Here is a 25,734-nt window from a genome sequence, read left to right as displayed (position 1 = left end):
GCAAACCGATCCCCACAGCTCACATGGACTTCATCAGGAGACGTTGATGTACTGCAATCGGCTGTACCCGGAAATCGGGCCCGCGAGGGGCGGATGAAGACCCGTCCGCTACTGGGCTGGCGCGAGTGGGTGGGGCTGCCGGAACTGGGGCTCGACTGGATCAAGTGCAAGGTCGATACCGGCGCGCGCAGCTCGGCGCTGCACGCGTTCGCGATTGAAACCTTCCAGCGCGACGGGCACGAATGGGTCCGTTTCGGCATGCACCCGCGCCAGCACGACAGCACGACCGAGACCTGGTGCGAAGCCCCGGTGCTGGATGTACGCCCGGTCACCGACTCCGGCGGCCACCAGAGCGACCGCTACTTCATCCGTACGCCCGTACGCATCGGTGAATCGCTGCTGCCGGTGGATCTTTCCCTGACCGCTCGCGATACCATGCTGTTTCGCATGCTGCTCGGGCGCGAGGCGATGCGGGGCCGGTTTCTGGTCGACCCCGGCGCATCCTTCGCCCTGGGGAAACCCCCGGAGCAGCCCGACAGCCTGCAGCAGGACCACGACGACGAACCCGCAACCAGCCCCCGGGAAACCCCATGAAGATCGGCATTCTGTCGCGCAACACCAAGCTCTACTCCACCCGCCGCCTGGTCGAGGCCGCCCAGGAGCGCGAGCACGAAGTGCGGGTGGTGGACCCGCTGCGCTGCTACATGAACATCACCGCGCACAACCCGCAGATCCACTACAAGGGCGACATCCTCGATGAATTCAACGCGGTGATCCCGCGCATCGGGGCCTCGATCACCTTTTACGGCACGGCGGTGCTGCGCCAGTTCGAGATGATGAATGTCTACCCGCTGAACGAATCGGTGGGCATCTCGCGCTCGCGCGACAAGCTGCGCAGCCTGCAGCTGCTGTCACGCCGCGGCATCGGCCTGCCCGTCACCGGCTTCGCCCACTCGCCGGACGACATCGAGGACCTGCTGGACACGGTCGGCGGCACCCCCTGCGTGATCAAGCTGCTGGAGGGCACCCAGGGGCTGGGCGTGGTGCTGGCCGAGACCAAGCAGGCGGCCGAGAGCGTGATCCAGGCATTCATGGGGCTCAAGCAGCACATCCTGGTGCAGGAGTACATCAAGGAGGCGAAAGGGGCGGATATCCGCTGCTTCGTGATCGGCGACAAGGTGGTCGCGTCGATGAAGCGCCAGGCGAAAGAAGGCGAGTTCCGCTCCAACCTGCATCGCGGAGGCAGCGCGGCGCTTTGCCGCATCACCCCGGAGGAACGCGCCACCGCAGTGCGCGCGGCCAAGGTGATGGGCCTGAACGTCTGCGGCGTGGACCTGCTGCGGTCCAATCACGGCGCGGTGGTCATGGAGGTCAATTCCTCGCCCGGACTGGAGGGCATCGAGGCCGCCTCGGGCAAGGACGTCGCCGGGATGATCATCGATTTCATCCAGAAGAACGCCAAGCCCAACCGCACCAAGACCAAGGGTCGCGGCTGAATGGCCGGACTGCCGCGGGCCCGCCGCAACCGCCCGGTCACGCTGGGCGACACCACCGTGCAGCCGGGCGAACGGCGCACGGTCGAACTGGAAGTCGGCAGCCTGTACACCCATACCCCGGCGCACATGCCAGTGCAGGTGGTCTGCGGCCGGCAGAAGGGGCCCGTGCTGTTCGTCAGCGCCGCCATCCACGGCGACGAGATCAACGGCGTCGAGATCATCCGGCGCCTGCTCAAGGTGCCGGCCCTGCGGCGGATGAAGGGCACGTTGCTGGCGGTGCCGGTGGTCAACATGCACGGCTTCATCAACCAGAGCCGCTACCTGCCCGACCGGCGCGATCTCAACCGCGTCTTCCCCGGATCCCGCAAGGGCTCGCTGGGGGCCCGGGTCGCACGCCTGTTCATGCGCGAGATCGTGCACAACAGCACCCACGGCATCGACCTGCACACCGGCGCGATCCACCGCTCCAACCTGCCGCAGATCCGCGCCAACCTGGACCACCGCGAGACCCGCGAGATGGCGCAGGCCTTCGGCGCACCGGTGATCCTCAACTCGGCCCTGCGCGACGGCTCCCTGCGCGAGGCCGCCGCGGAGCGGCAGGTCCCCATCCTGCTGTACGAGGCCGGCGAGGCCCTGCGCTTCGACGAGCTCTCCATCCGCGGCGGGGTTCACGGGATCATCGAGGTCATGCGCTATCTGGGCATGCTGCCGGCGCCGCCCCGCCAGCGGCGGCGCAAGGAGCCAGTGATGGCGCGTTCCGCCAGCTGGGTACGCGCACCGGAAAGCGGCATCCTGCGGATCTTCGTGCGCGAAGGGGACCGCGTAACCCGCGACCAGACCCTTCTGGCGATCGTCTCCGACCCGTTCGGCGAACGCGAGACCGAGATCCGCGCCCCGGTATCGGGGATCGTGATCGGCCAGTTGCGCCTGCCCCTGGTGAACGAAGGCGACGCGGTCTTCCACATCGCCCAGTTCCACCGCACCGACATCGCCGTGGAACGCCTCGAAACCTTTCAGGAGGACCTCGAGGCGCCGGGCTACCCCTACGCGGACGGCGGCAACGGGCGCGGCGAAGGCCCCTGAGAGGCCTCCGCCCCGGCCCTGACGGCTCAGGACGCCAGCGACCGCTCCAGCTCGGCGAACGACTGGGCCGGCCCTTCGGGGGACACATCCACCCCCAGCTGGCGCCCGATCTGGGTGGCCGAGAACAGCCCGCACACGGCCTCGCTGCCATCATCCCGGCGCAGCACCACCAGGGCATGCTGACGACCCGATTTCTTCAGGGTCCGGACCACGTCGCCCACTCGCGAATGCTCGACCTTGTCCAGATCCATCGCTTCCAGCTCGCTGACCCTGCTCATTACGTGCTTCACTTCCACCGCCTCGCGGGGGATCCCCTCTTCCTGGGCCGCCCGCACCGGGCCCTCGCCCATGATGTCGCGGGCCGTCACCACACCCTTCACCGAGTCCTGCGCATCGACCACCAGCAACAGACGGACCCCGGCATGGATCATCCGCTGCAGCGCCTCGTCGGCCCGCATGTCCGCCATGGTCGTCACCGCCGGCACCTTGCGCAGATCGGTCATGGCGCGATCCGCCGGCGAATCCGGTGTCACCCGCGGCGCCAGGACACCGTCGCAACGAAGCACGGCGGTATCCGCGGACAGCGGACGAGTCTGGATGGGGGCAAAGCTGTTGTTCATGAACCGCTCCTTGACGTGGTTGCACGGCCCTCGCGCGAACCCCGCACGAAGGTCATTCCTCTGGAGTGTAGTCAGAAATCTTGAGTCCAGTGTCATTCCGGACGCAGACCCGCTCAGGGTCCCCGCAGGCACGAGAGAAACCGGCCGGCGGTGAAACAATCACAGAGCAGCAGGATGGATCTGTGGGCTACCAACCCTGAATGCCTCCACCGCCAACGTGGAAGTGACTCGACGGTCACGCATCGGGTCCTGTAAAGTTGTGATACAGGTCTCATACAAGTTGTGATACAGGTCTCATACAAGGTTTGTAGCAAAATGACCCGCAACCGTTGCCAGCTCCTGCAGGAGCCGGGTCACCCGGCTGGCGTCGCCCATGCAGCGACGCCCCGTGGCTTTACCACCTCCATAGACGCACGTTTCAGCGACGGCGCCGCACCGGAGCGGCCATCTTGATCCCGGACGGTCTCGCCAGCCTCGATGCTTGGCTGGTCACGGCGCTGATTGCCGGTTCACTATCCGGCGTCCTAACAGTACTCGTATTCCGTCTGGTTCTCCGTCGCCGCAAAGCGGGCGAGGGAACCACTAGACGCAAGCTGGAGGACGTCCGGCAGACCATCGAGCATGCCCTCGTCCCCATCGAGGACCAGGCAGACAGGCCCAACCTCGCAGCTACGCTTCGCCGAATGCTTCACTCTTCGGAAGAGACATCCGCGCAATTGCTGGTCCAAAAGGAACTCCTCCAGCACCTCCACGATCTTGTGGGAAAGAGCGAGGATTTGTGCGGCATCGCCGATGCCGATTACCGCTACATATGGGCCAACCGCACCTACCGCGAACATTACGGGCTGACTGACGGGGAGCTCTTGGGGCGTTCACTGCCCGAAATACTGGGCGCGGATTATTTCGAGCAAACGGTCAAACCCTATCTGGATCGCTGCCTGGGCGGGGAGACTGTGAGGTACGAGACCGAGCGCACCACGACCGATGGCCAGCGCCGTCGACTCCGGGTGAACTACTATCCGCTTGGCCCTGGTCTCGACCGGAAACAGCGGGCGGGAGCGGTCATTACCGACGTCACCGACCTGCGTACGGCCGAGAACGAACTGCAACGCCAGGCCCACCTGATCGAGATGGCCGGCCAGATCGCCCGCGTCGGCGGCTGGTCAGTATATCTCGATGACGGGCGAATCGCCTGGTCCCCGGTGGTCGCCGAGATCCATGGCATGCCAGCGGGTTACGCCCCGCCGATCGAGGAGGGGATCAACTTCTACGCGCCCGAGTCGCGCGACCGGATCCGCACCCTGTTCAACGACTGCATCGAACAGGGGCTCCCCTACGACGAAGAGCTGGCCATCATTGACACCGAAGGACAGCGCAAATGGGTACGTGCACTGGGCGAACCGCTTTTTGATGCTGAAGGCCGCATCGTGGGGGCCCAGGGGGCCTTCCAGGATCTGACCCGCCACCGCGAACGTGAGCGCCAGCTCCACCGGTTCCGCCACATTATCGAGCAGAGCCCGGCGGCGGTCGCCGTCACCGACCTGGAAGGCCAAATCGAATACGTGAACCCGGCCTTCGAACGGGTCTCCGGCTATTCCAGAGATGAGCTGTTGGGCCAGACACCGGCCCGGATCCAGAGCGGCAACACGCCGGACGAGGTCTATCGGGATCTTTGGGGCACCATCACCGCCGGGGAGACGTGGACCGGAGAGATCCAGAACCGGCGCAAGGACGGAACCCTGTTCTGGGAACAGGATGTCATTTCGCCGCTCAAGGACGAACAGGGTCGGGTCATCAACTACGTGGCGATCAAGCAGGACATCACCTCCCTGAAGAAGGCCGAGGAGCAACTTCGCCGGCTCGCCTTCGAGGACGCCCTGACCGGACTGCTGTCACGTTCTGGCTTCGAACGGGCGCTGCAGGAACGGATCGATGGGGAGCACTGGCATCCGGCCGGTATCCTGGTGATCACGGACATCGCGGCACTGCGCGACATCAACGAGTCTTACGGCTACGAGGCCGGCGACTGGCTGCTGAAGGAATTCGGGCAGCGTCTGAAAGGACAGGGGGGCGACCACGGCCTGGCGGGCCGGATCGGCGGCGACGAATTCGTTGTCTTCCTCCCCGAACCCCGCGAGCCGCCGGAACTCGAGCTGGGCGAGCTGCACGCCGCATTGACCGCGCCCTTCGCGATGCACGGCGCGGAGTTCGAGGTCGCGATTCGCATGGGCTTTACTCGTATGGGTACCCAGCGTCGCACGGCGGAGGATCTGCTGCACGAGGCGGAGCTCGCCCAGTTCCGCAACCATGCCGAGGCCTCCCAGCTCTGGTCGGCGTTCACCCGTCAACTGCTCGAGGAAACCCAGCAGCGCATCGACCTCACGCGCGATCTGCGTCAGGCCCTCAACGAGGACCAGCTCGAACTCCACTTCCAGCCCAAGGTGGACCTGGCCAGTGGCCGGCTGGTGTCCTGCGAGGCGCTGCTGCGCTGGAATCACCCCGAGCGCGGCCTGCTCCCGCCGGACCTGTTCATCAGCCTGGCCGAGCAGAGTCAGCAGATCACCGCAGTGGGCGACTGGGCGCTCGCGCGGGCCTGCCGGCATCTGCGCGAATGGCGCGATGCGGGCCTGGAACCGGTCCGTGTGGCGGTCAACGTGTCGCTGACGCAGTTCGAGGTCGGCAACTTTGCACGACGCGTGCAAAGCATCCTTGAAGAATCGGGGGTCGCCCCCGAGGAACTGGCACTGGAGGTTACGGAAGGGGTGTTCATCGGGCAGTCTCCCGCCCTGTTGCAACAGATACGCGTCCTGCATGAAATGGGCGTGCGCCTGTCCCTGGACGATTTCGGCACCGGCTATTCCTCGCTGCTTTACATCAAGGAATATCCCTTCGACGAGATCAAGATCGACCAAGGCTTCGTGTTCCATCTGCTGGACGAACCTTTCCATCGCCACATCGTGGAGACGGTGGTGACACTGGCCCGGGCGATGGATGCGGAAGTCATTGCCGAAGGCATCGAGTCCGCGCAGGTTGCGGAGGCCCTGCTGGAAATGGGCTGCCCCTTCGGACAGGGCTATTACTACAGCATGCCGCTGGAAGCGGAGGACTTCCGCTGGTTGCTGGAGCAGCGAGGGCGCCTGCCGCTGGGCAGCACTCACCCGCCATCGACCTGAACAACCGGAGTCCGCATGGAACGACCCCAAAACACACTGCAAAAGTTCGAAACCGGCATCGCCGGGCTCGACCGTGCCACTCGCGGCGGCCTGCCCAAAGGCCAGGCGACGCTTGTCCTCGGCCAACCCGCCGCCGGCAAGACCGTCCTGTGTCTGCAGATCCTGGCCCGAGCGGTGGAACAGGGTGCACGCGGCGTTTTCGTGACCTCCGAGGAATCGCCCGAGCAGGTGCGGCGCGACGCCGCCTCGTTTACCTGGGGCGCCGGGCTGCTGGAGTCCGAGCGTTGGCAGCTGATCGACGCACGCCCGCATCCGGGGGCCGAGGCGGCCGGCGAATTCGACATGGGAGGCTTGCTGAGTGCCGTCACGCCCGCGGCCGACGGCGATGCAGGCTGGGTGATTTTCGACGGCATCGACCAGCTCCTGCAGCTCCAGCCAAACCCGCATGCCGCCATCGAGCAGATCCGCCGAATCAACGATCACTGCGAGACCCACGGTCAGGCGATGCTGATCACCGGCAAGGCACGGGGTGACGGCCCCGCACCGGCCTGGCTGGAGGGCATCGAGTTCCTGTTGTCGTCGAGCCTGCTGCTGTCGGCGCGCGTGGTCCAGCAGAAGCTCAACCGCTCACTGCGCATTACCAAGTATCGGGGAAGCGATCATGTCGCCGACGAAATGCCAATGCTGATCGATGGCGAGGGCATCCAGCTCCCCTACCACGAGGCCCCTCCGATCGGTCAGCCAGCGGCCGGCAGCGAACGGCTGACCACCGGCATCCCGCGTCTGGACAGCCTCCTGGGTGGCGGCATCCATCGCGGTTCCAGCCTGCTGATCTCCGGTCGCCCCGGGACCGCCAAGAGCACCCTGGCCGGTACCTTCGCAGAGACCCGGGCAAGGGAAGGCGAACGCGTGCTGTACATCAGTTTCGATGAGCTGGAATCGGCCTACGTGCGCAACCTGACATCGGTGGGCATCGACCTGGCCACCCCGATGGCCCGCGGGGTCGTCCATTTTCAGGATTTTTCCGCCTACGCCTCCAGCGTCACCGAACAATTCCTCGCATTGCGACGCCTCATCGACGGATTCGCTCCCGACTGTCTGATCATCGATCCGGTCTCCGCCTTGCTGAAAGCCAGTGCCACCGAAGGCGCCCATCTGGCGACCGAGCAGCTGACCGATCTGGCCCGCCGACGCGGCATCACCACCGTCCTGACCGCACTGAGCGGTGTAGAGGACCCGGAGGGAGAAGCCACCCTGGGCTATGTCTCCACGTTGGCCGATACCTGGATTGTCGTCGGTTACAACGAACGCGGGGGCGAACGTAACCGGTCGCTGTCCATCGTGAAATCGCGCGGTTCGGCTCACTCCAATCAGCAGCGCGAACTAATCCTGTCCGACAGCGGACTGGACCTCGCGGATGTTTACGCATCCGGCTCGGAGGTGCTGATGGGGACGGCGCGCGCGATGAAGGAACGCGAGGATCAGGAGCGGGAGCGCCAGCGACAGCTGGAACGCGAACGTCGGCGCCTGGACCTGGAACAGCGCATCCTGCAGGCGGAGAAAGAACAACAGCGCCTGGAGGCCGAACGCGACCACCTGGATCGGACAAGCGGCGAGACGGATCGTCTGGAACACGATTATCACGAAGAAATCCGCCGCCGCCGGGACCCGGATCACGATCCGGAACCCTTCAAAGAAGGTCAGCATGCCGACGGAGGAAAACAGCATTGAACGAGAATCAGGACCATGGCGAAGCCTCCATCCCCGTGCTGACCCTCTTCGTAACCGGATCGGCACCCCGCTCGCAGCGCGCGCGGGCCAACCTCGCCCGAATGCTGGAGCAAATCGGCCGCTCCGACATGCAACCTCAGGAGGTCGATCTTCTAGAACAGCCCGAACAGGGCATCACCCAGTCGGTGTTCGCCACGCCATCACTGCTGAAGACCGACACCCATGGCGAAGTCTCCGTGCTCTACGGGGATCTGTCCGAGGAGGAGAAGCTGCGGCGGTTCCTGGCCGAACTGGGAACCGACACGTAAACCGGAAGATGGCGTCCCCGGCAGGATTCGAACCTGCGACCTACCCCTTAGGAGGGGGTTGCTCTGTCCAGCTGAGCTACGGAGACGCGGGCGGGAAACCGGATTATACGCGTGGCAGATAGCATGTCGAAAACGCCGCCCGGTTCGCCTGCAAGCAGGCTCCTGCCATTCCGCTCGCATCGGGTGCGATTCAAACTTAACGGGGCGGCACGGGGTGGCGCCCCGCGCGCCGGCGAACTAATGTACGGTCATGGAGAAACTGAACTCGGAGCAAACCGGCCGTCTGATCGATCTGCTGTGCCCGCTGGTAGGGGTGCGTGGCGAGGTGGACGGACATGTGGTTGAACTGGTCGACATCCTCGACGAGGGGCCGGGCGGTCAGCCGGGCATCGCGCTGATGGATGCCGGGGTGGACCGCAGCATCCAGACCAATCAGTACGGTGATCCGCTGTCGCGCCATTCCCGGGTGCGGACCCTGCCGTTGCTGAGCGAGGTGGAACCCGATCTGCATCCGGTGCTGCGCGCGCTGATCCCGGCCGAGGTGCTGCAGCGCTGCCGGGAGGAACTGCGCCCCGAAGACTGAACCGGTGCCTCAGTCCCGGTTGCCGTTCAGCGTTTCCCGGGCTTCGACCTGCTCCAGCAGCGGTTCCAGTTCCGGCCAGACATTCTCCAGCAGTTGCGGCTGCGCCTCGGCCGCCGGATGGATCCCGTCGTCATGCATCATCACCTCGTCGTCGGACACGCCGTCCAGAAAGAACGGTTCGAAGGCCAGCTCGCGTTCTTTCGCCAGATCCCGGAACACCGCCTCGAAGCGGTCCGTATACTGGGGACCGTAGTTGGGCGGAATGCGGATGCCCAGCAACAGGGTCTTCGCGCCCGCGGTGTCGATCGCATCCAGCATGGCCTCGAGGTTCTCGCGCATGACGGCGGGCGCCAGCCCGCGCAGACCATCATTGCCGCCCAGTTCCAGGATTACGACATCCGGTTCGGCGCGCTCCAGCTCGCCGGGCAGGCGCTGACGGCCACCGGCCGTGGTCTCGCCGCTGATCGAGGCGTTGTGCACCCGCCAGTGGCCATCCCGCGCTTCGAGGCGATCTTCCAGCAGGGCCACCCAGCTTTCGTCCTCGCTCATGCCCCACGCCGCGCTGAGCGAATCGCCGAACACCAGCAGGCGATGGGTGTCGTCCTCCGGGGCCTTGTGGGCAGAATTCTCCGCCGGCGGGGAATTCGCGGCGAGCGGAAGACTCAACAGCAGGGCAAGATACCCAAAGACCAGCAACGGGAAACGCGACATGGATGCATCCTCGCAAGCAGTACTGGAAGCCACGGACCTGCGCCAGCGGGTGGAGGGTCCCAGCGGCACGCTGGACATCCTTCGCGGCGTGTCCCTGGCGGTCAACCCGGGCGAGACGGTCGCCATCCTCGGCGCCTCCGGCTCGGGCAAGTCGACCCTTCTGGGCCTTCTCGCGGGTCTTGACGCCCCCAGTGGCGGAGAAGTTCGCCTGCTGGGCCAGACGATCAGCGAACTGGACGAGGACGGCCGCGCGGCCCTGCGCGCCGGAAGGGTCGGTTTCGTGTTCCAGTCGTTCCAGCTGCTGCCGGCCCTGACCGCGCTGGAAAACGTCCTCCTGCCACTGGAGCTCAACCCGGAACACGCGCAGCAGCCGGCCGCGGAACTGAGCCGCCGCGCCCACGAGGCACTGGAGCGCGTGGGACTGACCGAGCGCGCGCGCCACTATCCGCACCAGCTCTCCGGCGGCGAGCAGCAGCGCGTGGCGATCGCGCGGGCAATCGTCGACCGGCCGGCCATCCTGTTCGCCGACGAACCCACCGGCAACCTCGACGGGCGCACGGGCGAACGCATCATCGAACACCTGTTCGCCCTAACCGACGATGCCGAACCCGGCCACGTCCCCGCTGCCCTGCTGCTGGTCACCCACGACCCCGAACTGGCGCAGCGCTGTGATCGCATTATCCGCATTCAGGACGGGGTTCTGGCATGAGTCCGGCGTCCGGACTGCATCATCCGCTGCGCCAGCTGCGGGGATGGCTGCGGGGCACCCGCCAGGAGTGGCGTTCGGCCGAACTGCGGGTCCTGGCCGCTGCCCTGGTGGTGGCGGTGGCCGCGGTGGCCGCGGTGGGCTTCTTCACCGACCGCGTCGACCGCGGCATGGCCGACGAGGCGGCCTCCCTGCTGGGCGGGGACCTGTCGGTGGTCGCGCGCGATCCGATCCCCGACGAGTGGGTGGAAGAAGCCCGGGAACGCGGGCTGGAACAGGTACGCACGGCCGCCCTGCCCTCGGTGCTGTTCGGTGCGGAGGACCGCTCGCGACTGAGCTCCCTGCGCGCGGTGGATCCCGACTGGCCGCTGGTGGGCGAGGCCCGCATCCGCGATGCCGAGGGCCGGGAACGGGCCGTCACCGAGGGACCGGAGTCCGGCGAGGCCTGGCTGGAGAGCAGCCTGCTGAACGACCTCGGTCTGGAACCGGGGGATACGGTCACCGTCGGACGCCGGGACCTGGAGATCACCGCAGTCCTGACCCTGGAACCCGACCGCGGCAGTGCGCTCACCGATCTCGCACCGCGGCTGCTGCTCGCCTACCAGGACCTGGAATCGACCGAACTGATCGGCCCCGGCAGCCGGGTGCGCTACCAGTTCCACCTGCGCGGGGCGGACAACGCGGTGGCCGGGTTCGAACAGTGGCTGGAACCACGTCTGGAATCCGGGCAGCGCGTCCAGGGCCTGGAGGACGCCAGTCCGGAGCTGCGCGCGGCGATCGAGCGCGCCGAGCGCTTCCTCGGCCTGGCGTCGCTGATGGCCGTACTCCTGGCCGGGGCCGCGATCGCGGTGGCGGCGCATCACTTTGCTCAGCGCCGTGCCGACTCGGCGGCGATCATGCGCACCCTGGGTGCCAGCGCGCGGCGGGTGCTGGCGGTGTATTTCGGGCGTGTGCTGCTGGTCGCCCTGATCGCCTCGCTGATCGGGCTGGCCATCGGCTTCGCCGCGCAGTTCGTGCTCGCCGCCCTGCTCGGGGACTGGCTGGACGCTGATCTGCCCGCGCCCGGCCTGCGACCGGTGGTGGCCGGGCTGGGCGTCGGCCTGATCACCGCCGCCGGCTTCGCCCTGCCGGCGATGCTGCGCATCGGGCAGATCCCGCCGCTGCGGGTGCTGCGCCGTGACATCGGCCTGCCGTCGGCCTCGGTGTGGCTGTCGGGCGGGCTGGCGGTGGCGGCCTTCGGCGCCCTGCTGTGGTGGCAGGCGGCCGATGCGCAGCTCGCCCTGTGGGTCCTGCTGGGCACGGCCGGAGCCCTGCTGATCCTCGGCCTGCTGGGGGCGGCCCTGGTGCTGGCGGTACGCCCGCTGCGTGACCGCGGCGGCATCGCGCTGCGTTTCGGTCTGGCCAATCTGGCGCGGCGCGGCGGGCTCAGCGCGGTGCAGCTGGTGGCCTTCAGCGTGGGCATCCTCGCGCTGCTGCTGCTGGCGATCGTGCGCGTCGACCTGCTGGAGGCTTGGGATGCCAGCATCCCCGAGGATGCGCCCAACCACTTCTACGTGAACATCCAGCCGGGAGAGCAGGACCGGTTGGCCGAACGCATGGTCGAGGCCGGGCTGGAACGTCCGCAGATGGACCCGATGATCCGCGGCCGACTGGTCGCCATCAACGACCTGCCGGTGGGTCCCGAGGACTTCGACGACGAGCGCACCCGACGCCTGCTGGACCGCGAGTTCAACCTGTCCTACGCGGAACAGCCACCGGAGCACAACCCGGTGGTGGAAGGCCACTGGACCCTTGACCAGCCGGATTCCGACGGGCTCTCGGTGGAGGCCGGGCTGATGGAACGCCTGGGGCTGGAACTGGGCGACAGCCTGACCTTCCGCATCGGCGGACGCGCGGTGCGCGGGACCATCACGAACGTGCGCGAGGTCAACTGGGACAGCTTCCGGGTGAACTTCTTCGTCACCGGCGCTCCCGCCCTGCTGGGCGAGCAGCCCCGCACCTATATCACCGCGTTCCGCCTGCCGGAGGACATGCACGACGCCCAGAGCCGCTGGCTGCGCGATTTCCCGGCGGTCACCGCGATCGATGTCAGCGCGATCCTGGAGCGCGTGCGCGACATCATCGAACAGGCCACGCGCGCGGTCGAATACGTGTTCCTGTTCACCCTGGTGGCCGGGCTGACGGTGCTGTTCGCCGCGGTCCAGGCGACCCGCGACGTCCGCCGGCGCGAGGCCGCACTGCTGCGCACCCTGGGTGCTCGGCGCCGCGACATCCGTAACGCGCTGCTGGCCGAGTTCGGGACCCTGGGCTTTCTCGCCGGGCTGCTGGCGGCGATCATCGCCACCGCGATCGGGGCCCTGCTGGCCTGGCAGGTGTTCGACTTCGACTACCGCGTCAACCCGATGACGTTCGTCTACGGGATCGGCGGCGGCACCCTGGGCATCGCGCTGGCCGGGTGGCTGGGAACCCGGCGGGTGCTGGATCAGGCACCGCTCACGGTGCTGCGCGGGCCGGAGTGACGCGGTGGTTCAGTGGCCGTACATCACACCGGTGTCGAGGAACCCGAACAGCACGAGGAAGGCCAGGATCCACACATAGATGGAGAACACCTTCAGGCTGGAGCGATAGAGGAAGAACAGCACCATCTTCAGCGACACCACGCCGACCACCGCAGAGACCACGAACCCGGTGATCAGCGCACTCCACGGCAGATCGCCCAGGCCGTCGTGGTTGAACACGTCCAGCGACTGCACGGCGGTGGCCGCGAGGATGGTCGGGATCGCGAGGAAGAAGCTGTATTCCGCCGCCCAGCGCCGCTTGAGCCCGCTGAACAGGCCGAACACGATGGTCATGCCGCTGCGGCTGAGCCCGGGCACCAGGGCAAAGCCCTGGGCCACGCCGATCACCGTCGCGATGCGCGGGTTCAGCTTGCGCAGCCCCAGCGGCCGCCGGCTCAGGCGGTCGGTCCACCACAGCAATACGCCGGTCAGGGTCAGGGTCCCGGCGATCAGCACCGGGTTGGCGAAGACGTGCTCGAAGGTCGCCTTGAGGGTGAAGCCCACTACGGCGGTCGCGGCCACCGACAGCACGCACAGCATCCCGAGGCGGAAGTACAGCATCTCGCGGCGCGCGTCGCCATGGCGCGAGGCCCACTGCCAGCTCTCGCGCACGATCCCGCCGGAGAGCTGCCACAGGCTGCGGCGGAACACATAGACGATCGACACCAGTGTGCCCACGTGCACCACCAGATCGAACAGGATCATCTCCGGACTCTCCGGCGGCGGCAGCTCGTGCCCCTGACCAATGAGCCAGTGCTGGGTCAGTACCAGGTGCGCGGTTGAACTCACCGGCACGAACATGAAAATACCCTGTACGATTCCCAGCAGGGTCGCGATCCAGATCGCCATCGCCGTTCGCTCCTGTCCGCGGGCGGGGAAGGCGCCGCAGTATACGGAAATCACACCACGAAATCGCCGGGCGCCGTCACACGCCCGCCAGGGAAGAAGCCATGCATGCAGCCGCCCGTCACGCCCCGAGGTCCATTCAGTGTCTTCGCGCCGCCACCGCCGGCCTGATCCTGCTGCTGGCCCCGGTCCTGCCGGGGGCGGCCGCCGCCGACTGCCCCGCCCCGCCGGTAGACAACCGTGTGGCCCTCGACGAGCTGCGCGCCGGCGCGGTGGACGAGGATCAACCCGTGGTCGCCGAGGGCACGGTCAGCGGCGTGTTCCACGGCGAGGACGCGCTGGGCGGGTTCTATCTGCAGGACGATGCGACCGACCCGCCCACCGGGCTGTTCGTGTACGCCCCGGACCACGCGGACGTCGACCTGCAGCCCGGCGATCGGGTGCAGGTCCATGGCCGTTTCGGCCGCCACCACGGCCCCCCGCAGCTGTCGCGGGTGCAGGCACTCGAGCGCTGCCGGCGCGGCGAGCCCCCGCAGGCCGTGACCCTGCGCCTGCCGGAAGACGCCGATCGGCTGGAAGCCCTGGAAGACGTGCGCGTGCGTTTCGACCAGACCCTGACCGTCACCGCCAATCGCGAACTGGCGCGCTACGGCAGCCTCGACCTTGCCGCCGGCGGGCGCCTGCGCCACCCGGGCCAGACCGGGGCCTTCGGTGATGCGGATGCCGGCGACGGCGACGCGAACCGTCGCATCGTGCTGGACGACGGCAGCTACCGGGCCCGCCCCGACCCGGTGCCGTATCTGGACGACACCGGCACCCGCCGCGTCGGCAGTCGGGTGGACGATCTGACCGGCATACTGACCCACGCCTTCGACGCCCACCGCGTGCATCCGGTGGATCCGCCGCAATGGGAGGACGGGGAACGCCCCGATCCGCCGCCCGAGCCCGGCGACGACACCCTGCGCATCGCGACCGCGAACCTGGAGAACGACTTCGTCACCCTGGGCGAGCGCGGCGCGCAGGATCCCGCCGAACGCGAACGCCACACCGCCAAGCTGGACGCCCAGCTCGCGGGCCTGGCGATGGACGTCCTCGCATTCGTGGAACTGGAGAACCGCCCCGCCGCCGGACGCGAGCTGCGCGAGCGGGTGGATGCCCTGGACGAGCGCACGCACATGCGCAAGGCCACTCACCCCGACAGCGGGACCGATGCGATCCAGGTCGGCCTGCTCTACAACCGCGAACGGGTGGAACTGCTGGACACCGCGGCCGACGGGGATGCGGTCCACCACCGTCCGCCGCTGCTGGGCTGGTTCCGTTCACGCGACGGCGGCGAGCCCTTCGGCGTGGTGGCCGTACACTTCAAGGCCAAGACCGGCTGTCCGGAGCACGGCGACATCGACCGCGGTCAGGGCTGCTGGAACCAGCGCCGCACCGAGCAGGCCGAGCGCCTGGCGGAGTGGATCGCCCGGCAGCGCGCGGCCAGACCGGACGACCCGCCGGTGATCATCGCCGGCGACCTCAACAGCTACGCCGCCGAAGACCCGCTGACCGCCCTGCGCGCGGCCGGCAAGGAGGATCTGGTGGCCACGGATCCGGAGACCATCCACACCTACGTGTTCCGCGGCCGCTCGGGGCAGCTGGATTACCTGCTCGGCCCGGAGGCGCTGGCCGCGCGGGTCGTGGCCGCCGACACCTGGGCGGTGAACGCCGACGAACCCGTGTTCCTCGGCTTCGACGGTACTCATCCGGCCGACGGCCCCTGGCGCGCTTCCGACCACGACCCGGTGTGGGTCGATCTGCGCCCGTAGGCCGCCGGTCAGCTGTTATCGGGGGTATTGTCCACCGGCGGGACCTCGGGCCCGGGCGCCGGCTCGTCGCCGGAGACCACGCGCACCGGGAAGGGGGCGCCGGTCAGCGAACCCAGGGTGCGCTGCGGGAACGGGATCTCGATGCCGGCCTCATCGAAGGCCTTCTTCACCGCGATGTGCATGCGATTGCGCAGGTCGAGAAAGTTTTCCCGCTTCGCCCAGACCGAGAACTGCAGTTTCAGCGCCGAGTCACCGAATTCGAGGAAGATGAACAGCGGGCGCGGCTCCTCCAGACACAGCGGTTCGCGATCGGCCACGTCCGTCAGGATCTCGCGCACCCGCACGATGTCGGCGTGATAGGCGACGCCGATCTGCATGTCCAGGCGCCGGATCGGAAAGCGCGTGAGGTTGGTCAGCTGCGATTTCACCAGGGTCTCGTTGGGTACCCGCACCATCAGGTTCTCGAAGGTGCGCAGCTTGACCGACAGCATGTCGATTGACAGCACCTCGCCGGTCACGTCGCCCACCCGGACCACGTCGCCCACCGCGAACGGGCGCTCGCCGATCAGGAACAGGCCCGAGATCAGGTTGGAGGCGGAGGTCTGCGAGGCAAAGCCGATGGCCACCGTCAGGATGCCCGCGGCCCCCAGCAGCACGGTCAGGTCGAAGCCCAGCTCGCGCAGGGCCGATACCCCGGCCAGCACCAGCACCAGGTAGAAACCGATGCGTCGCACCAGCATCGCCTGCTGGGCGTCCAGATGGCGCCCCGCGACCCGGATCAGGGTGCGCGATACCACCCGCGCGAGCAGCAGCCCCACCCCCAGATAGATCGCCGCGCGGACCCAGGCGAGTACCGCATCGGCGGTCATCAGCTCCACGCTGCGTGCGATCCAGGAACCCTCTTCCATGTCGCCCCCCTACTGGAACAGTGCGCTGAACGCGCGCAGGCTGAAGCGGCTGCCACCCGATTCGCGCGGTTCGGCCACCCGCCGCGCGCGGGGCGACTCGGCCGGCGGCCCCTCGCCCAGCTTGACCTCGGCCAGGTCCCGTTCGGGCTCGTGCTGTACCCGTACCGCCGAGGTCCACAGGCGGCCGCGGGCATCCGCATACACCGGCAGGCGCGGCACCGGCAGCTTGATGCGCTCCAGCAGCAGGGTGTCGCCGGCGGCATTGTGCACCGTCAGCGGCGTCAGCACGCGATGGGCGCGCTCGGGCACGTCTTCGAGGGTCATGCGCGCCTGGGTGCGGCTGGCATAGCACAGCTCGCCCTCCACCGTGTTCGGGCCGAACCAGGTATCGGAGGCGGGATACGCGGGAAACTCGTGGAGCCGGGTCTCTCCCAGCCGCAGCTGCACCCAGGCGGGCGTGCTCACATACAGGGTGACCTCGCCGCCCGCGGGCACATGGAACGGTGCCTCCGGACGACTGACGACCGGCCGGTCGGCCAGGGCCACGGCCAGCGTGGCCGTCGCCCCGCCGGGGGTGCCGGCAAACCGTCGCTGCTCCGCCGGTTTCTCGGGCACCGGCTCGCGCGCCGGGATCTCGCGCCGGAAACCGCTTTCCTCCGGATCCCGCTCGCGCGCCAGCCACAGATCCCACTCATCGGCGCAGCGTTTCAGCCACAGGTCCAGCGGCCCGATCGCCCAGTGCCCGGTCGTCCCGGGCGGCAGCTCCACCGGACCCCACCAGCCGGCACCCTCACCGGAATTCGAATGTACGCGTACGCCCATGGGCCCCTCCCTCTCCGGGTCACTGTAGCGCGAAGCCGCGCGCCGCAGAAGCCGCCCGCCACCCCGACCATTCCGCCGCACCGAATAACGGGCTCAGAACAGGTCCAGCTGCCGGTCGTCGGCCGGTCGCGCTGGTGCCGGCGGGCGAAACTGCGAGCAATCGAGATCCCCGGACCAGCGGTCCAGCCCGTGGCGGCGCCGCGCGAGGGCAAAGCGCTGTCCCAGCAGATCGGCCCACGCCCCGGAGCCCCGCATGCGCTGGCCAAAGCTGGAATCGTAGACCCGCCCGCCGTGCGCTTCGCGCAGGCGCGCCAGCACGTGTTCCGCCTTCAACGGCTCGTGGGCCCGCAGCCACTCCTCGAACAGCCCCGCCACCTCGCGCGGCAGGCGCAGCAGTACGTAGTCGGCCGACACCGCACCGGCCTCGGCCGCCGCCTCCAGCAGGGCCTCGGTCTCGCCATCGGTCAGCACCGGGATCAGCGGGGCCACCAGCACGCTCACGGGCACGCCCGCATCCGTCAGCCGCCGGATGGTCTCCAGGCGCCGCTGCGGGGCCGCCGCGCGCGGCTCCAGACGCCGGGACAGACCGCGATCGAGGGTGGTCAGGGACACCGCCACCTGCGTCAGCCCGGCGCGCCCCATCGGCCCCAGGAGATCGAGATCGCGCTCCACCAGCGCCGACTTGGTGACGATGGACACCGGATGCGCGCTCTCCGCCAGCACCTCCAGCAGCTCGCGGGTGACCCGCCATTCCCGCTCCACCGGCTGGTAGGCATCGGTGTTGATGCCCAGCGCGACCGGTGACGGCCGGTAGTTGCGCGCACCCAGTTCGCGGCGCAGCACGGCCGCCGCGCCGGTCTTCACGTACAGCCGGCTCTCGAAGTCCAGTCCGGGCGACAGCCCCACATAGGCATGCGCCGGCCGCGCGAAACAGTAGGCGCAGCCATGTTCGCAGCCCCGATAGGGATTGATGGACAGGGTAAACGGGACATCCGGGGAGTCGTTGCGCACCAGCAGGCTGCGCGGCGTCTCCGGGGTCACTTCGGTGCGCAGCGCCGGGGCGGCTTCGTCGTCCCCGACCCAGCCGTCGTCCACGGGTTCGCGCTGCAGGGGTTCGTAGCGGGCGGCCGGCCGGGTGGCGCTGCCGCGGCCGCGCGGGGGCTCACTCGCCATCGAGCCTTGCGCACAGGGCCCGGAAATACCCGGACTCGGTGGCCAGCCCGGCATCGCCACCGGTGCGCCCGCGCTCGCGCGCCAGTCGGTCCAGCAGCACACGCAGACGGCGCGAATGGCGTTCCCGGCCCTCGGGGTCCTCGGCCTCGCGCAGCAGGGCCTCCACCGAGGCGATCTCGCCGCGCAGCCGGACCTCTTCCGGCACGTAGCCGGCGTTCTTCATGATGCGAAACGCCATGCGCATGTCTTCCGGCACGTCGCGGTCGTCATCCAGCTCCAGCGGCCGCCCGGCCCCGGGCAGATCATCAAACTCCCCGCGCCGCGCGGCATCGGCCAGCTGCGCCTCGATCTGCGCCTCGCTCAGCAGCATGGCGTCAAGCAGCACCGCCCTGCTGAGCCACCGGCAGCATCCACAGCGTCAGCGACAGCAGGATGGCCGTCAGGCTCACCCCGAAGATCGGCAGCATCATCACGCCTGCCAGCGGTTCGCGCCGGAACAGCCGGATGCCCATGCCGCCCAGGCTGATCGCCCAGCCCACGGCCACGAAGAACGACAGGGCGTTGATCTCCCAGGTCCACAGGGCAATCAGGCCCAGCGGCAGGCCCAGGTTGAGTACCACCAGCCCCATCTCCTGAGAGCCCGCGGCCTTGCCGGCCGACAGGGCGTAGGCATAGGCGGCCCAGATCATCATCAGGCCGAAGCCCAGGGCACCGGCCGCGGGCGACTCCAGCGGGGCGCGCAGGATGGCCGCACCCGCCGGCTCCAGCTGCACGCCAAACCCGATGATGGCCGCGGCCACCCCCAGGCTGATCAGCAGCCAGAACCAGAGGGTTCCGCGCTGCACTTCAGGTTCGGTCACACTGTCCCGCACGTTGACTCCTTGCGAAAACGCATTGAAAGGTTCTGGTCGGAGAGACCGCGCCAACCGCCCCGGGGTTCAAACCGGGGGCGGTGCGGACTTCACTCCGCCACCCGCCAGGCGACGGTCTCGCCCGCCCGCAGGGGTACACCCGGATCGTGTCCGAACAGGACCGCCTCGGGCACGGTCCATTCCGCGCGTTCCAGGGTGATGGTGCCGGTGTTGCGCGGCATGCCGTAGAAATCGGCACCATGATGACTGGCGAAACCCTCCAGCCGATCCAGCGCCCCGGCAGCGGCGAATGCTTCGGCGTACAGCTCGATGGCCGCATGCGCGGAATAGATGCCCGCGCAACCGCAGGCCGACTCCTTGGCGTGGCGCGGATGCGGTGCGGAATCGGTCCCGAGGAAGAAACGCGGGTGCCCGCTGGTCGCCGCCCGCACCAGTGCTTCCCGGTGACGCTCGCGTTTGAGGATCGGCAGGCAGAAATGATGCGGCCGCATGCCGCCGGCAAACAGCGCGTTGCGGTTGTACAGCAGGTGCTGCGGGGTGATGGTCGCGCCGACGTTGTCCGGCGCGGATTCCACGAAGGACACCGCCGCCTCGGTCGTCACGTGTTCCAGCACGATGCGCAACCCGGGGAAGTCGCGCACCAGGCCCTGCAGATGGCGTTCGATGAACACCGCCTCGCGGTCAAAGATGTCCACGTCCGGGTCGGTGACCTCGCCGTGGATCAGCAGCGGCAGCCCGGCCCGCTCCATCGCCTCGAACACCGGGTAGCAGCGGCGGATGTCGGTGACCCCGCTGGCGGAATGCGTGGTGGCCCCCGCCGGGTACAGCTTCACCGCATGGACAAAGCCGGATTGGCGCGCCGCATCGATCATCCCGGGCGTGGTCTCCTCGGTCAGATAGAGCGTCATCAGGGGCTCGAAGTCGGCCTCGTCCGGGAGTGCCGCGAGGATGCGGTCACGGTACGCGGCTGCCGCATCCACCGAGGTCACCGGGGGCTTGAGGTTCGGCATCACGATCGCCCGGCGAAAGCGCCGCACGGTGTCCGGCAACACCGAGGCGAGGATGTCCCCGTCGCGCAGGTGCAGGTGCCAGTCGTCGGGACGGGTCAGCGTCAGGCGTTCCATCAGTAATCCTTGTCATCCAGCGAAGTGTTCGCGCAGTGCGGCCTCGCCCCGGCCGTCGACCTCCACAGTCTTGTCGCGGCCGGCCTGGCCGCTCACCACCCGCACCGAATCCGCCGGCAGCCCCAGTTCGGCCGCCAGCAGGCGTTCGACGGCCCGGTTGGCGCGCCCCTTTTCCGGCGCGGCCCGGACTCGCAGTTTGAGGGCGTCGCCCATCCAGCCCACCACCGCATCCTCGCGGGCACCGGGGGAGACGCGCAGCTTCAGTCGGGCCAGGGCCACGCGGTATCAGGCCGGACGCGTGGCCATGTAGGCGGAGAAGACCCCCAGCTGCACTTCACGGTGGACGTCCTCGAAGCCCACCGATTCCAGCGTCTCCATGATCTCCTCCGGGGGCACGCACTGGTCAATGGTTTCCCAGAAATACCGCATCAGGGTATGCCCGTCCGGATCACGTGTCAGCACACGACTGAGAAACGGGATGAAATCGCGGAAGTAGAAACGGGCCATGAACATCTGCCGCTTCGTCCGCGGACGCGAGACCTCGAGGATCATGCAGCGACCGCCGGGCTTGAGCGCGCGAAAGTACTCCGCAAACGCCTCGCGCAGATCCCGCACGTGACGCAGACCGTAGCCCATGTACACGCGGTCGAACTGCTCGCTGGCGACCGGCAGATCCTCGGCCAGCCCCTGGATGAAGCGCGAATTCAGCTTGCCCCGCGCCACATCGATCATCCCGCGCGACGGATCCACGCAGGTGATGCGCTCATCGCCGGTGATCTTGCGGATCTCTTCGGCCACCGGCCCGGTCCCGGTCGCCACATCCAGGACCTCCATGTCCGGCTGCAGACCGGACTGCTTGAGCGAGTAGCGGCGATACGCCTGCCCCGTACCCAGAAAACCGAACCGCAGGATCCGGTCGTAGTAGGGCGCGGTGCGGTCGAACAGGTCGTCGACGAATGCGCGCTTGTTGCTTTCGTCCCCGTAATAGTCCTTGAGGACAGGATGCGGTTTCCGCTCCGGATCGGTTTCCATCGGTTCTGCTCTCCCCTGTGCCCGGTGCCGGGCCGGCCCAACAAGCCGCGAAGTGTACCAATTCCCGGCGCGCCTCACCCCCCCTGTTCGGAGGTGGTCAGAACGTCGCGCTCGAATTCCGCCACCGGTAGCGGCCGGCTGGCAAAGTAGCCCTGATAAAAATCGCAGCTCAGCGCACACAGCGCCTCCAGCTGTTCGGCGGTCTCCACGCCCTCGGCCACCACGGTCAGCCCCAGCCCGTGCGCCATCGCCACGATCGCGGTGGTGATCGACTGGTCATGCACGTCATCCTCGTGCACCACTCCGGCGATGCCGTCGACGAAGCTCTTGTCGATCTTGAGGGTGTCCACCGCAAAGCTCTTCAGCTGCGACAGCGAGGAATAGCCCGTGCCGAAGTCATCCACGGCGAAATGCACGCCCCGCCCCCGCAGCGATTCCAGAATGCGACGGGCCCGCTCGGCATCCGCCATCAGCGCGGACTCGGTGATCTCCAGCTCCAGGCATTCCGGCGGCAGTCCGTGCTCGTCCAGGGTGGCGGCGACCTGTTCATCCAGCGCCATCCGCCGGAACTGCAGCGCAGACACGTTCACCGCCAGCCGGATCGGAGGATAACCCGCGTCCAGCCAGGCGCGCCCCTGCCGGATCACCTCCTGCAGGACCCAGGTGCCCAGCTCCACGATCAGGCCGGTTTTCTCCGCGACCGGGATGAAACGCCCGGGCGACACGCGGCCCAGCACCGGATCGTTCCAGCGCAGCAGGGCCTCGGCCCCGATCAGGCGCCCCGTCGCGATCTCGTACTGCGGCTGGTAATGGACCTCCAGGTGGTCATGCTCCATCGCGCGGCGCAGACGTGAGCTGAGATCGATGCGCTCGCGCGCCGCCTCGGTATAGGCGTCCGAGTAGTAACGATACGACCCGCGCCCCTCTTCCTTGGCGCGCGACAGCGCGGTGCCCGCCTGCTGCAGCAGCGCCTCGGAACCGGCCCCGTGATCCGGGAACAGCGCGATCCCGACGGTCGCCACCACCTCGACCTCCACTCCGTTGCCGAGGTCGCAGGGCTCGGCCAGGTGGCGGATCATGGATTCGGCAATCATGCCGGCGTCGTCCGGGTGGGCCAGATTCTCCACCACCACCGCGAATTCGTCCCCGGCCAGCCGCGCCACGGTATCGGTTCCGCGGCGCTCGCGCTGCAGCCGGATGGCCGCGCTGCGCAGCAGGGCATCGCCGGCGGCGTGGCCGTGGCTGTCATTGACGTCCTTGAAGCGGTCGAGATCCACGATCAGCAGCGCCAGCACCCCGTTGCGCCGCCGCATCAGCGAGATGCCATGGCCCAGACGTGCCAGCAGCAGGCGACGGTTGGGCAGCTCGGTCAGCGGATCATGATGCGCCAGGTAGTCCAGCTCCTCTTCCGAGGCCTTGATCCGCGAGATATCGGCGAACACCGACACGTAATGCGTGAGCCGGCCCTGCGGGTCGTGCACCGCCGTGATGCTCTGCAGCTCGGGGAACACCTCGCCGTTCTTGCGCCGATTCCAGATCTCCCCCTGCCAGTGCCCGTAGAGCTCCAGCTGCCGGAACATGTTCTGGTAGAAGGTGCGGTCATGCCGGCCGGACTGGAACATCTTCGGCGTGCGCCCGATCACTTCGTCCTGGGTGTAGCCCATCAGCTCGGTGAACGCGCGGTTCACCGACAGGATGTGCGCCGTACTGTCGGTGATCACGACGCCCTCGCGGGTGTTCTCGAACACCACCGACGCCAGGCGCCGGCGTTCCTCCTCCTCCCGGCGACGGGTGATGTCCTCCACCGTGACCACGACACGGTCCAGGCTGCCGTCCGCGTGGCGAGTACACTTCAGCGAGAGGTGCGCCACCATCACGCTGCCATCCGCCCGCAGCAGGCGCTTTTCCACGTCATAGCCGTCGCGCCGGCCTTCACGCATCTCGCGATCCAGATCGGCACCCAGGGAACGGTCCTCGGGGTGCGCAAGGCGGTCCCAGTCGAGCTTCGCCAGTTCTTCCGGCCGGTAACCCAGCATGTCGCCCAGGCAGTCGTTGACGCGCTCCCAGCCCTGACCACCCGGCCCTGACACCGCCATGCCCACGAACGGCATGTCGAAGAACACCCGCAGCAGGCGGTCCTGTTCCGAATGCGACTGCATCAGCCGCAGGTTGCGCTGCAGCCATTGCTGACGCCCCACCAGCGCCCCGGCGCCGGCCATCAGCAGCCAGACCAGCAACAGGGCGCCGCCGGTCCATGCCGCCTGCCGATGCGCCCCGGCCACCAGGGGCGCGCGGTCCCGCTTGACCACCACCGACCAGTCATCGAGCTCGAGGCCACGCACCGCCGCCAGACGACCATTATCCTCTTCGCCCAGCGATCCGATCCGCACCGCCTCGCCGGAGCCGCCGCGCAGCAGGCGGCTCTCCAGCTGCGAAAACTCCGCCGGGGGTTCCACGCGCCGGGCGGACTCACCGTCCAGCCGCATCACCACCGGCGCGCGGTCGGACGGATGACTGACCAGCCAGGTGGCCGCATCCCCGTCTTCCAGGTCGATGGCGGCCCCGAGCAGCGGAGCCAGGCGATCCAGATCGGCGGAAAACAGCACCACCGCCAGCGGTTCCGAGTTGCGATCGGCGGGATGATGCAAAGGCGCGGCCCAGTGCAGCCGGGTCGCCCCTTCGTCGTCCACGCTGTCCACGTGCGCCCGGCTGACGGCTCCGGTCTGCATCGCTTCCACGCGGGCCGCTCTGGCCGCGGCGCGCTGGAAGGACGCATCCCCCGCAACCAGCAGTTCCGCGTGTTCCTCCGCCCCCAGGATCGCCACGGAGCGATAACCGTAGGCCGTCCGGATCGCCTGCAGGCGGTTCTCCAGCGTGGTGCGCGCGACCTCGGAGTCGTGGCGCTGCAACGAGCGGACAAACGCGGTGAAACCGCGCGCATCCGCCAGGATTCGAGCATCTCCGGCGCGCTCCGCCATCCACCGATCCACCAGCCCGCCCTTGAGAAAGGCAGTGGCCCGCAGTTCTTCGCGCACCTGCTGATCCGCGGTGGCCTGAGCGATATGGAACGTGCCGAAGGCGACACCACCGACCGAACCGGCGACCGCCACCGCCAGGGCGACCCAGACCCAGGGCTGGCGACCGCGCAACAGTGTCAGACCGCCGCCGTTACGCGTCCGCGCGCCCCGACGGACCCCGAATGTCCGCATGGCCAGGTACAGCAGTCCGCCACTCACCCAGACGAAACCCAGGCCCTTCAGCAGACTGACCCGGGTCAGGCTCGCCTCGATCCCGAAGCTCCACATGAGGAGCATGTCGGACAGCGCGACCCACAGGGAGCCCGCCACGAGATAGCCGAGCGCGATCAGTGCGGCCGCGCTGAGTCGAAACACCGGGGCACGGGAAGACATCAACACCGGGCTCCGGCTGAAAGACAAGACACGTAACGGGATCCCCTGTGTGAAAACCCCGGCTCTGCGGCCGGTTGAAGAATGGAAGCTTCCCCCTCGACAAGCCCCCCGGCTCGGACGCATGGTCTACGCTCGAATCAGGGGCTTCACGGGAACGGCATACGCCCTCGAGAATTTTACGCCCCCAATCCTGTCACAGTATTGAGCTGGATCAAGTCACCAACGTGCGACCATCCGAAAAGGAGCCGCCCATGGACGTCAAGAACGAGAACGGCATCGTCACGCTGACGCTGGACAAGAAAACGGCCAAAAGCATCACCGAAAACCTGACGGAACTGAATGGCGAGGTCCGCAACGGCGCCCGCGCGCTGTCTTCGGTTCTGCAGCAGGGCGTGTACGAGCTGGACAACGAGTTCCGCCAGCCGCCGCACGCATTCGACGAACATGCGCCGCGCCAGCCCTCGATCGAGGACTGAACCAGCGACTCAAACGGGAGGAATGATCATGAATCTGGTCAAGGCCGAAAACGGCGAAATCGTCATCCGCATGCCCGTCGCCGAGGCCTCGGATGCGCTGTACACCCTGCGCAACCGGGCCGACGAGCTGGACGACTGCGAAGACCTGACCGAGGCCCTCGAAGCCGCCGGCGTACCCATGCCCGAAGAGGAAGACCACCGGCGCTACGAATACATGCCGCCGGTCGACTGACCCGCCGGTTACCCGGTTGTGCCGTGCGGGGCCACCCCGCACGGCCGGTTTTACGACCC

24 protein-coding genes and 1 tRNA gene are annotated in these 25,734 nt (G+C 68.0%); 12 read left to right on the top strand and 13 right to left on the bottom strand.

Annotation, left to right across the window (positions count from 1 at the left end; genetic code table 11):
• Window positions 1-93: 93 nt before the first annotated feature.
• Genes F573_RS0106935 through F573_RS0106925 form a run of 3 tightly spaced genes read left to right on the top strand, consistent with a single transcriptional unit; the run spans window position 94 to window position 2,579 of the window.
• Window positions 94-594: a RimK/LysX family protein gene (locus F573_RS0106935; protein ID WP_018869308.1), complete on the top strand. Its 501-nt coding sequence runs from the start codon at window positions 94-96 to the stop codon at window positions 592-594.
• A complete protein-coding gene (gene rimK, locus F573_RS0106930) occupies window positions 591-1,496 on the top strand; it encodes a 30S ribosomal protein S6--L-glutamate ligase (RefSeq protein ID WP_019021974.1) in 906 nt (301 codons plus the stop codon). Before F573_RS0106935 ends, rimK begins: the two co-directional genes overlap by 4 nt.
• Complete coding sequence (locus tag F573_RS0106925; RefSeq protein WP_018869306.1) at window positions 1,497-2,579, top strand: succinylglutamate desuccinylase/aspartoacylase family protein; 1,083 nt, start codon at window positions 1,497-1,499, stop codon at window positions 2,577-2,579. It begins immediately after the preceding gene.
• Window positions 2,580-2,605: 26 nt separating this feature from the next.
• Here the strand turns inward: F573_RS0106925 and F573_RS0106920 are convergent, their stop codons facing one another.
• Window positions 2,606-3,199: a CBS domain-containing protein gene (locus tag F573_RS0106920; RefSeq protein WP_018869305.1), complete on the bottom strand. Its 594-nt coding sequence runs from the start codon at window positions 3,197-3,199 to the stop codon at window positions 2,606-2,608.
• A 758-nt stretch (window positions 3,200-3,957) separates the two neighbouring features.
• Between F573_RS0106920 and F573_RS0106915 the strand changes: the two genes are divergently transcribed.
• Genes F573_RS0106915 through F573_RS0106905 form a run of 3 tightly spaced genes read left to right on the top strand, consistent with a single transcriptional unit; the run spans window position 3,958 to window position 8,411 of the window.
• Window positions 3,958-6,372 carry an EAL domain-containing protein gene (locus tag F573_RS0106915; protein ID WP_019021972.1) on the top strand — a complete coding sequence of 805 codons (2,415 nt, stop codon included), beginning with the start codon at window positions 3,958-3,960 and terminating at the stop codon, window positions 6,370-6,372.
• Window positions 6,373-6,387: 15 nt separating this feature from the next.
• Window positions 6,388-8,103, top strand: a complete 1,716-nt coding sequence (locus F573_RS0106910; protein WP_019021971.1) for an ATPase domain-containing protein — start codon at window positions 6,388-6,390, stop codon at window positions 8,101-8,103.
• Window positions 8,100-8,411 (top strand): circadian clock KaiB family protein, encoded by a 312-nt coding sequence (locus F573_RS0106905; RefSeq protein WP_019021970.1) that lies wholly within the window; start codon window positions 8,100-8,102, stop codon window positions 8,409-8,411. Before F573_RS0106910 ends, F573_RS0106905 begins: the two co-directional genes overlap by 4 nt.
• Window positions 8,412-8,420: 9 nt before the next feature.
• Here the strand turns inward: F573_RS0106905 and F573_RS0106900 are convergent.
• Window positions 8,421-8,497, bottom strand: a tRNA-Arg gene (locus F573_RS0106900).
• Between the two features lie 164 nt (window positions 8,498-8,661).
• Here F573_RS0106900 and F573_RS0106895 point away from each other — a divergent pair.
• Window positions 8,662-8,994: a hypothetical protein gene (locus F573_RS0106895; protein WP_018870782.1), complete on the top strand. Its 333-nt coding sequence runs from the start codon at window positions 8,662-8,664 to the stop codon at window positions 8,992-8,994.
• A gap of 9 nt (window positions 8,995-9,003) precedes the next feature.
• On the opposite strand, the gene F573_RS0106890 is transcribed toward F573_RS0106895, so the two are convergent.
• The gene (locus tag F573_RS0106890) at window positions 9,004-9,705 is read right to left on the bottom strand and encodes an arylesterase (RefSeq protein ID WP_019021969.1); all 702 of its coding nucleotides are present in this window, start codon (window positions 9,703-9,705) and stop codon (window positions 9,004-9,006) included.
• Here F573_RS0106890 and F573_RS0106885 point away from each other — a divergent pair.
• A complete protein-coding gene (locus tag F573_RS0106885) occupies window positions 9,704-10,414 on the top strand; it encodes an ABC transporter ATP-binding protein (protein ID WP_019021968.1) in 711 nt (236 codons plus the stop codon). The genes F573_RS0106890 and F573_RS0106885 overlap by 2 nt on opposite strands.
• Window positions 10,411-12,930, top strand: coding sequence for an ABC transporter permease (locus tag F573_RS0106880; RefSeq protein ID WP_019021967.1), 2,520 nt, complete (start codon window positions 10,411-10,413; stop codon window positions 12,928-12,930). The genes F573_RS0106885 and F573_RS0106880 overlap by 4 nt, the downstream gene beginning before the upstream one ends.
• Window positions 12,931-12,939: 9 nt before the next feature.
• On the opposite strand, the gene F573_RS0106875 is transcribed toward F573_RS0106880, so the two are convergent.
• Window positions 12,940-13,818 (bottom strand): undecaprenyl-diphosphate phosphatase, encoded by an 879-nt coding sequence (locus F573_RS0106875; protein ID WP_018870778.1) that lies wholly within the window; start codon window positions 13,816-13,818, stop codon window positions 12,940-12,942.
• Window positions 13,819-13,919: 101 nt separating this feature from the next.
• On the opposite strand from F573_RS0106875, the gene F573_RS0106870 reads away from it, so the two are divergent.
• Window positions 13,920-15,626, top strand: coding sequence for an ExeM/NucH family extracellular endonuclease (locus tag F573_RS0106870; RefSeq protein ID WP_019021966.1), 1,707 nt, complete (start codon window positions 13,920-13,922; stop codon window positions 15,624-15,626).
• 8 nt (window positions 15,627-15,634) lie between these two features.
• Here the strand turns inward: F573_RS0106870 and F573_RS0106865 are convergent, their stop codons facing one another.
• From F573_RS0106865 to F573_RS0106825, 9 genes are all read right to left on the bottom strand, one after another.
• Window positions 15,635-16,534, bottom strand: a complete 900-nt coding sequence (locus F573_RS0106865; protein WP_019021965.1) for a mechanosensitive ion channel family protein — start codon at window positions 16,532-16,534, stop codon at window positions 15,635-15,637.
• Window positions 16,535-16,543: 9 nt separating this feature from the next.
• Complete coding sequence (locus tag F573_RS0106860; protein ID WP_019021964.1) at window positions 16,544-17,356, bottom strand: hypothetical protein; 813 nt, start codon at window positions 17,354-17,356, stop codon at window positions 16,544-16,546.
• Between the two features lie 93 nt (window positions 17,357-17,449).
• Window positions 17,450-18,529: a PA0069 family radical SAM protein gene (locus F573_RS0106855; RefSeq protein WP_019021963.1), complete on the bottom strand. Its 1,080-nt coding sequence runs from the start codon at window positions 18,527-18,529 to the stop codon at window positions 17,450-17,452.
• Complete coding sequence (locus F573_RS0106850) at window positions 18,519-18,899, bottom strand: DUF1992 domain-containing protein (RefSeq protein ID WP_019021962.1); 381 nt, start codon at window positions 18,897-18,899, stop codon at window positions 18,519-18,521. The genes F573_RS0106855 and F573_RS0106850 overlap by 11 nt, the downstream gene beginning before the upstream one ends.
• Before the next feature lie 4 nt (window positions 18,900-18,903).
• The gene (locus tag F573_RS0106845) at window positions 18,904-19,389 is read right to left on the bottom strand and encodes a hypothetical protein (protein ID WP_026300837.1); all 486 of its coding nucleotides are present in this window, start codon (window positions 19,387-19,389) and stop codon (window positions 18,904-18,906) included.
• A 101-nt stretch (window positions 19,390-19,490) separates the two neighbouring features.
• Window positions 19,491-20,525: a dihydroorotase gene (pyrC, locus tag F573_RS0106840; protein ID WP_018870771.1), complete on the bottom strand. Its 1,035-nt coding sequence runs from the start codon at window positions 20,523-20,525 to the stop codon at window positions 19,491-19,493.
• Between the two features lie 12 nt (window positions 20,526-20,537).
• Window positions 20,538-20,804, bottom strand: coding sequence for a DUF167 domain-containing protein (locus F573_RS0106835; RefSeq protein ID WP_019021960.1), 267 nt, complete (start codon window positions 20,802-20,804; stop codon window positions 20,538-20,540).
• 6 nt (window positions 20,805-20,810) lie between these two features.
• Window positions 20,811-21,557: a class I SAM-dependent methyltransferase gene (locus tag F573_RS0106830; protein ID WP_019021959.1), complete on the bottom strand. Its 747-nt coding sequence runs from the start codon at window positions 21,555-21,557 to the stop codon at window positions 20,811-20,813.
• Window positions 21,558-21,631: 74 nt separating this feature from the next.
• Entirely contained in the window at window positions 21,632-24,967 is a 3,336-nt protein-coding gene (locus F573_RS0106825) for a bifunctional diguanylate cyclase/phosphodiesterase (RefSeq protein WP_019021958.1), read from the bottom strand.
• A gap of 251 nt (window positions 24,968-25,218) precedes the next feature.
• Here F573_RS0106825 and F573_RS0106820 point away from each other — a divergent pair, with 251 nt between their 5' ends.
• On the top strand, window positions 25,219-25,443 hold the full coding sequence (locus F573_RS0106820) for a hypothetical protein (RefSeq protein WP_018870767.1): 225 nt from the start codon (window positions 25,219-25,221) through the stop codon (window positions 25,441-25,443).
• Window positions 25,444-25,471: 28 nt separating this feature from the next.
• Window positions 25,472-25,675, top strand: a complete 204-nt coding sequence (locus F573_RS0106815; protein ID WP_026300836.1) for a hypothetical protein — start codon at window positions 25,472-25,474, stop codon at window positions 25,673-25,675.
• Window positions 25,676-25,734: the final 59 nt, after the last annotated feature.

Source organism: Thioalkalivibrio sp. ALE23, from assembly GCF_000378545.1.
GTDB lineage: Bacteria > Pseudomonadota > Gammaproteobacteria > Ectothiorhodospirales > Ectothiorhodospiraceae > Thioalkalivibrio.
The sequence above is the reverse complement of the archived record's forward strand: the minus strand, read 5'-3'. Positions and strand labels throughout refer to the sequence as shown.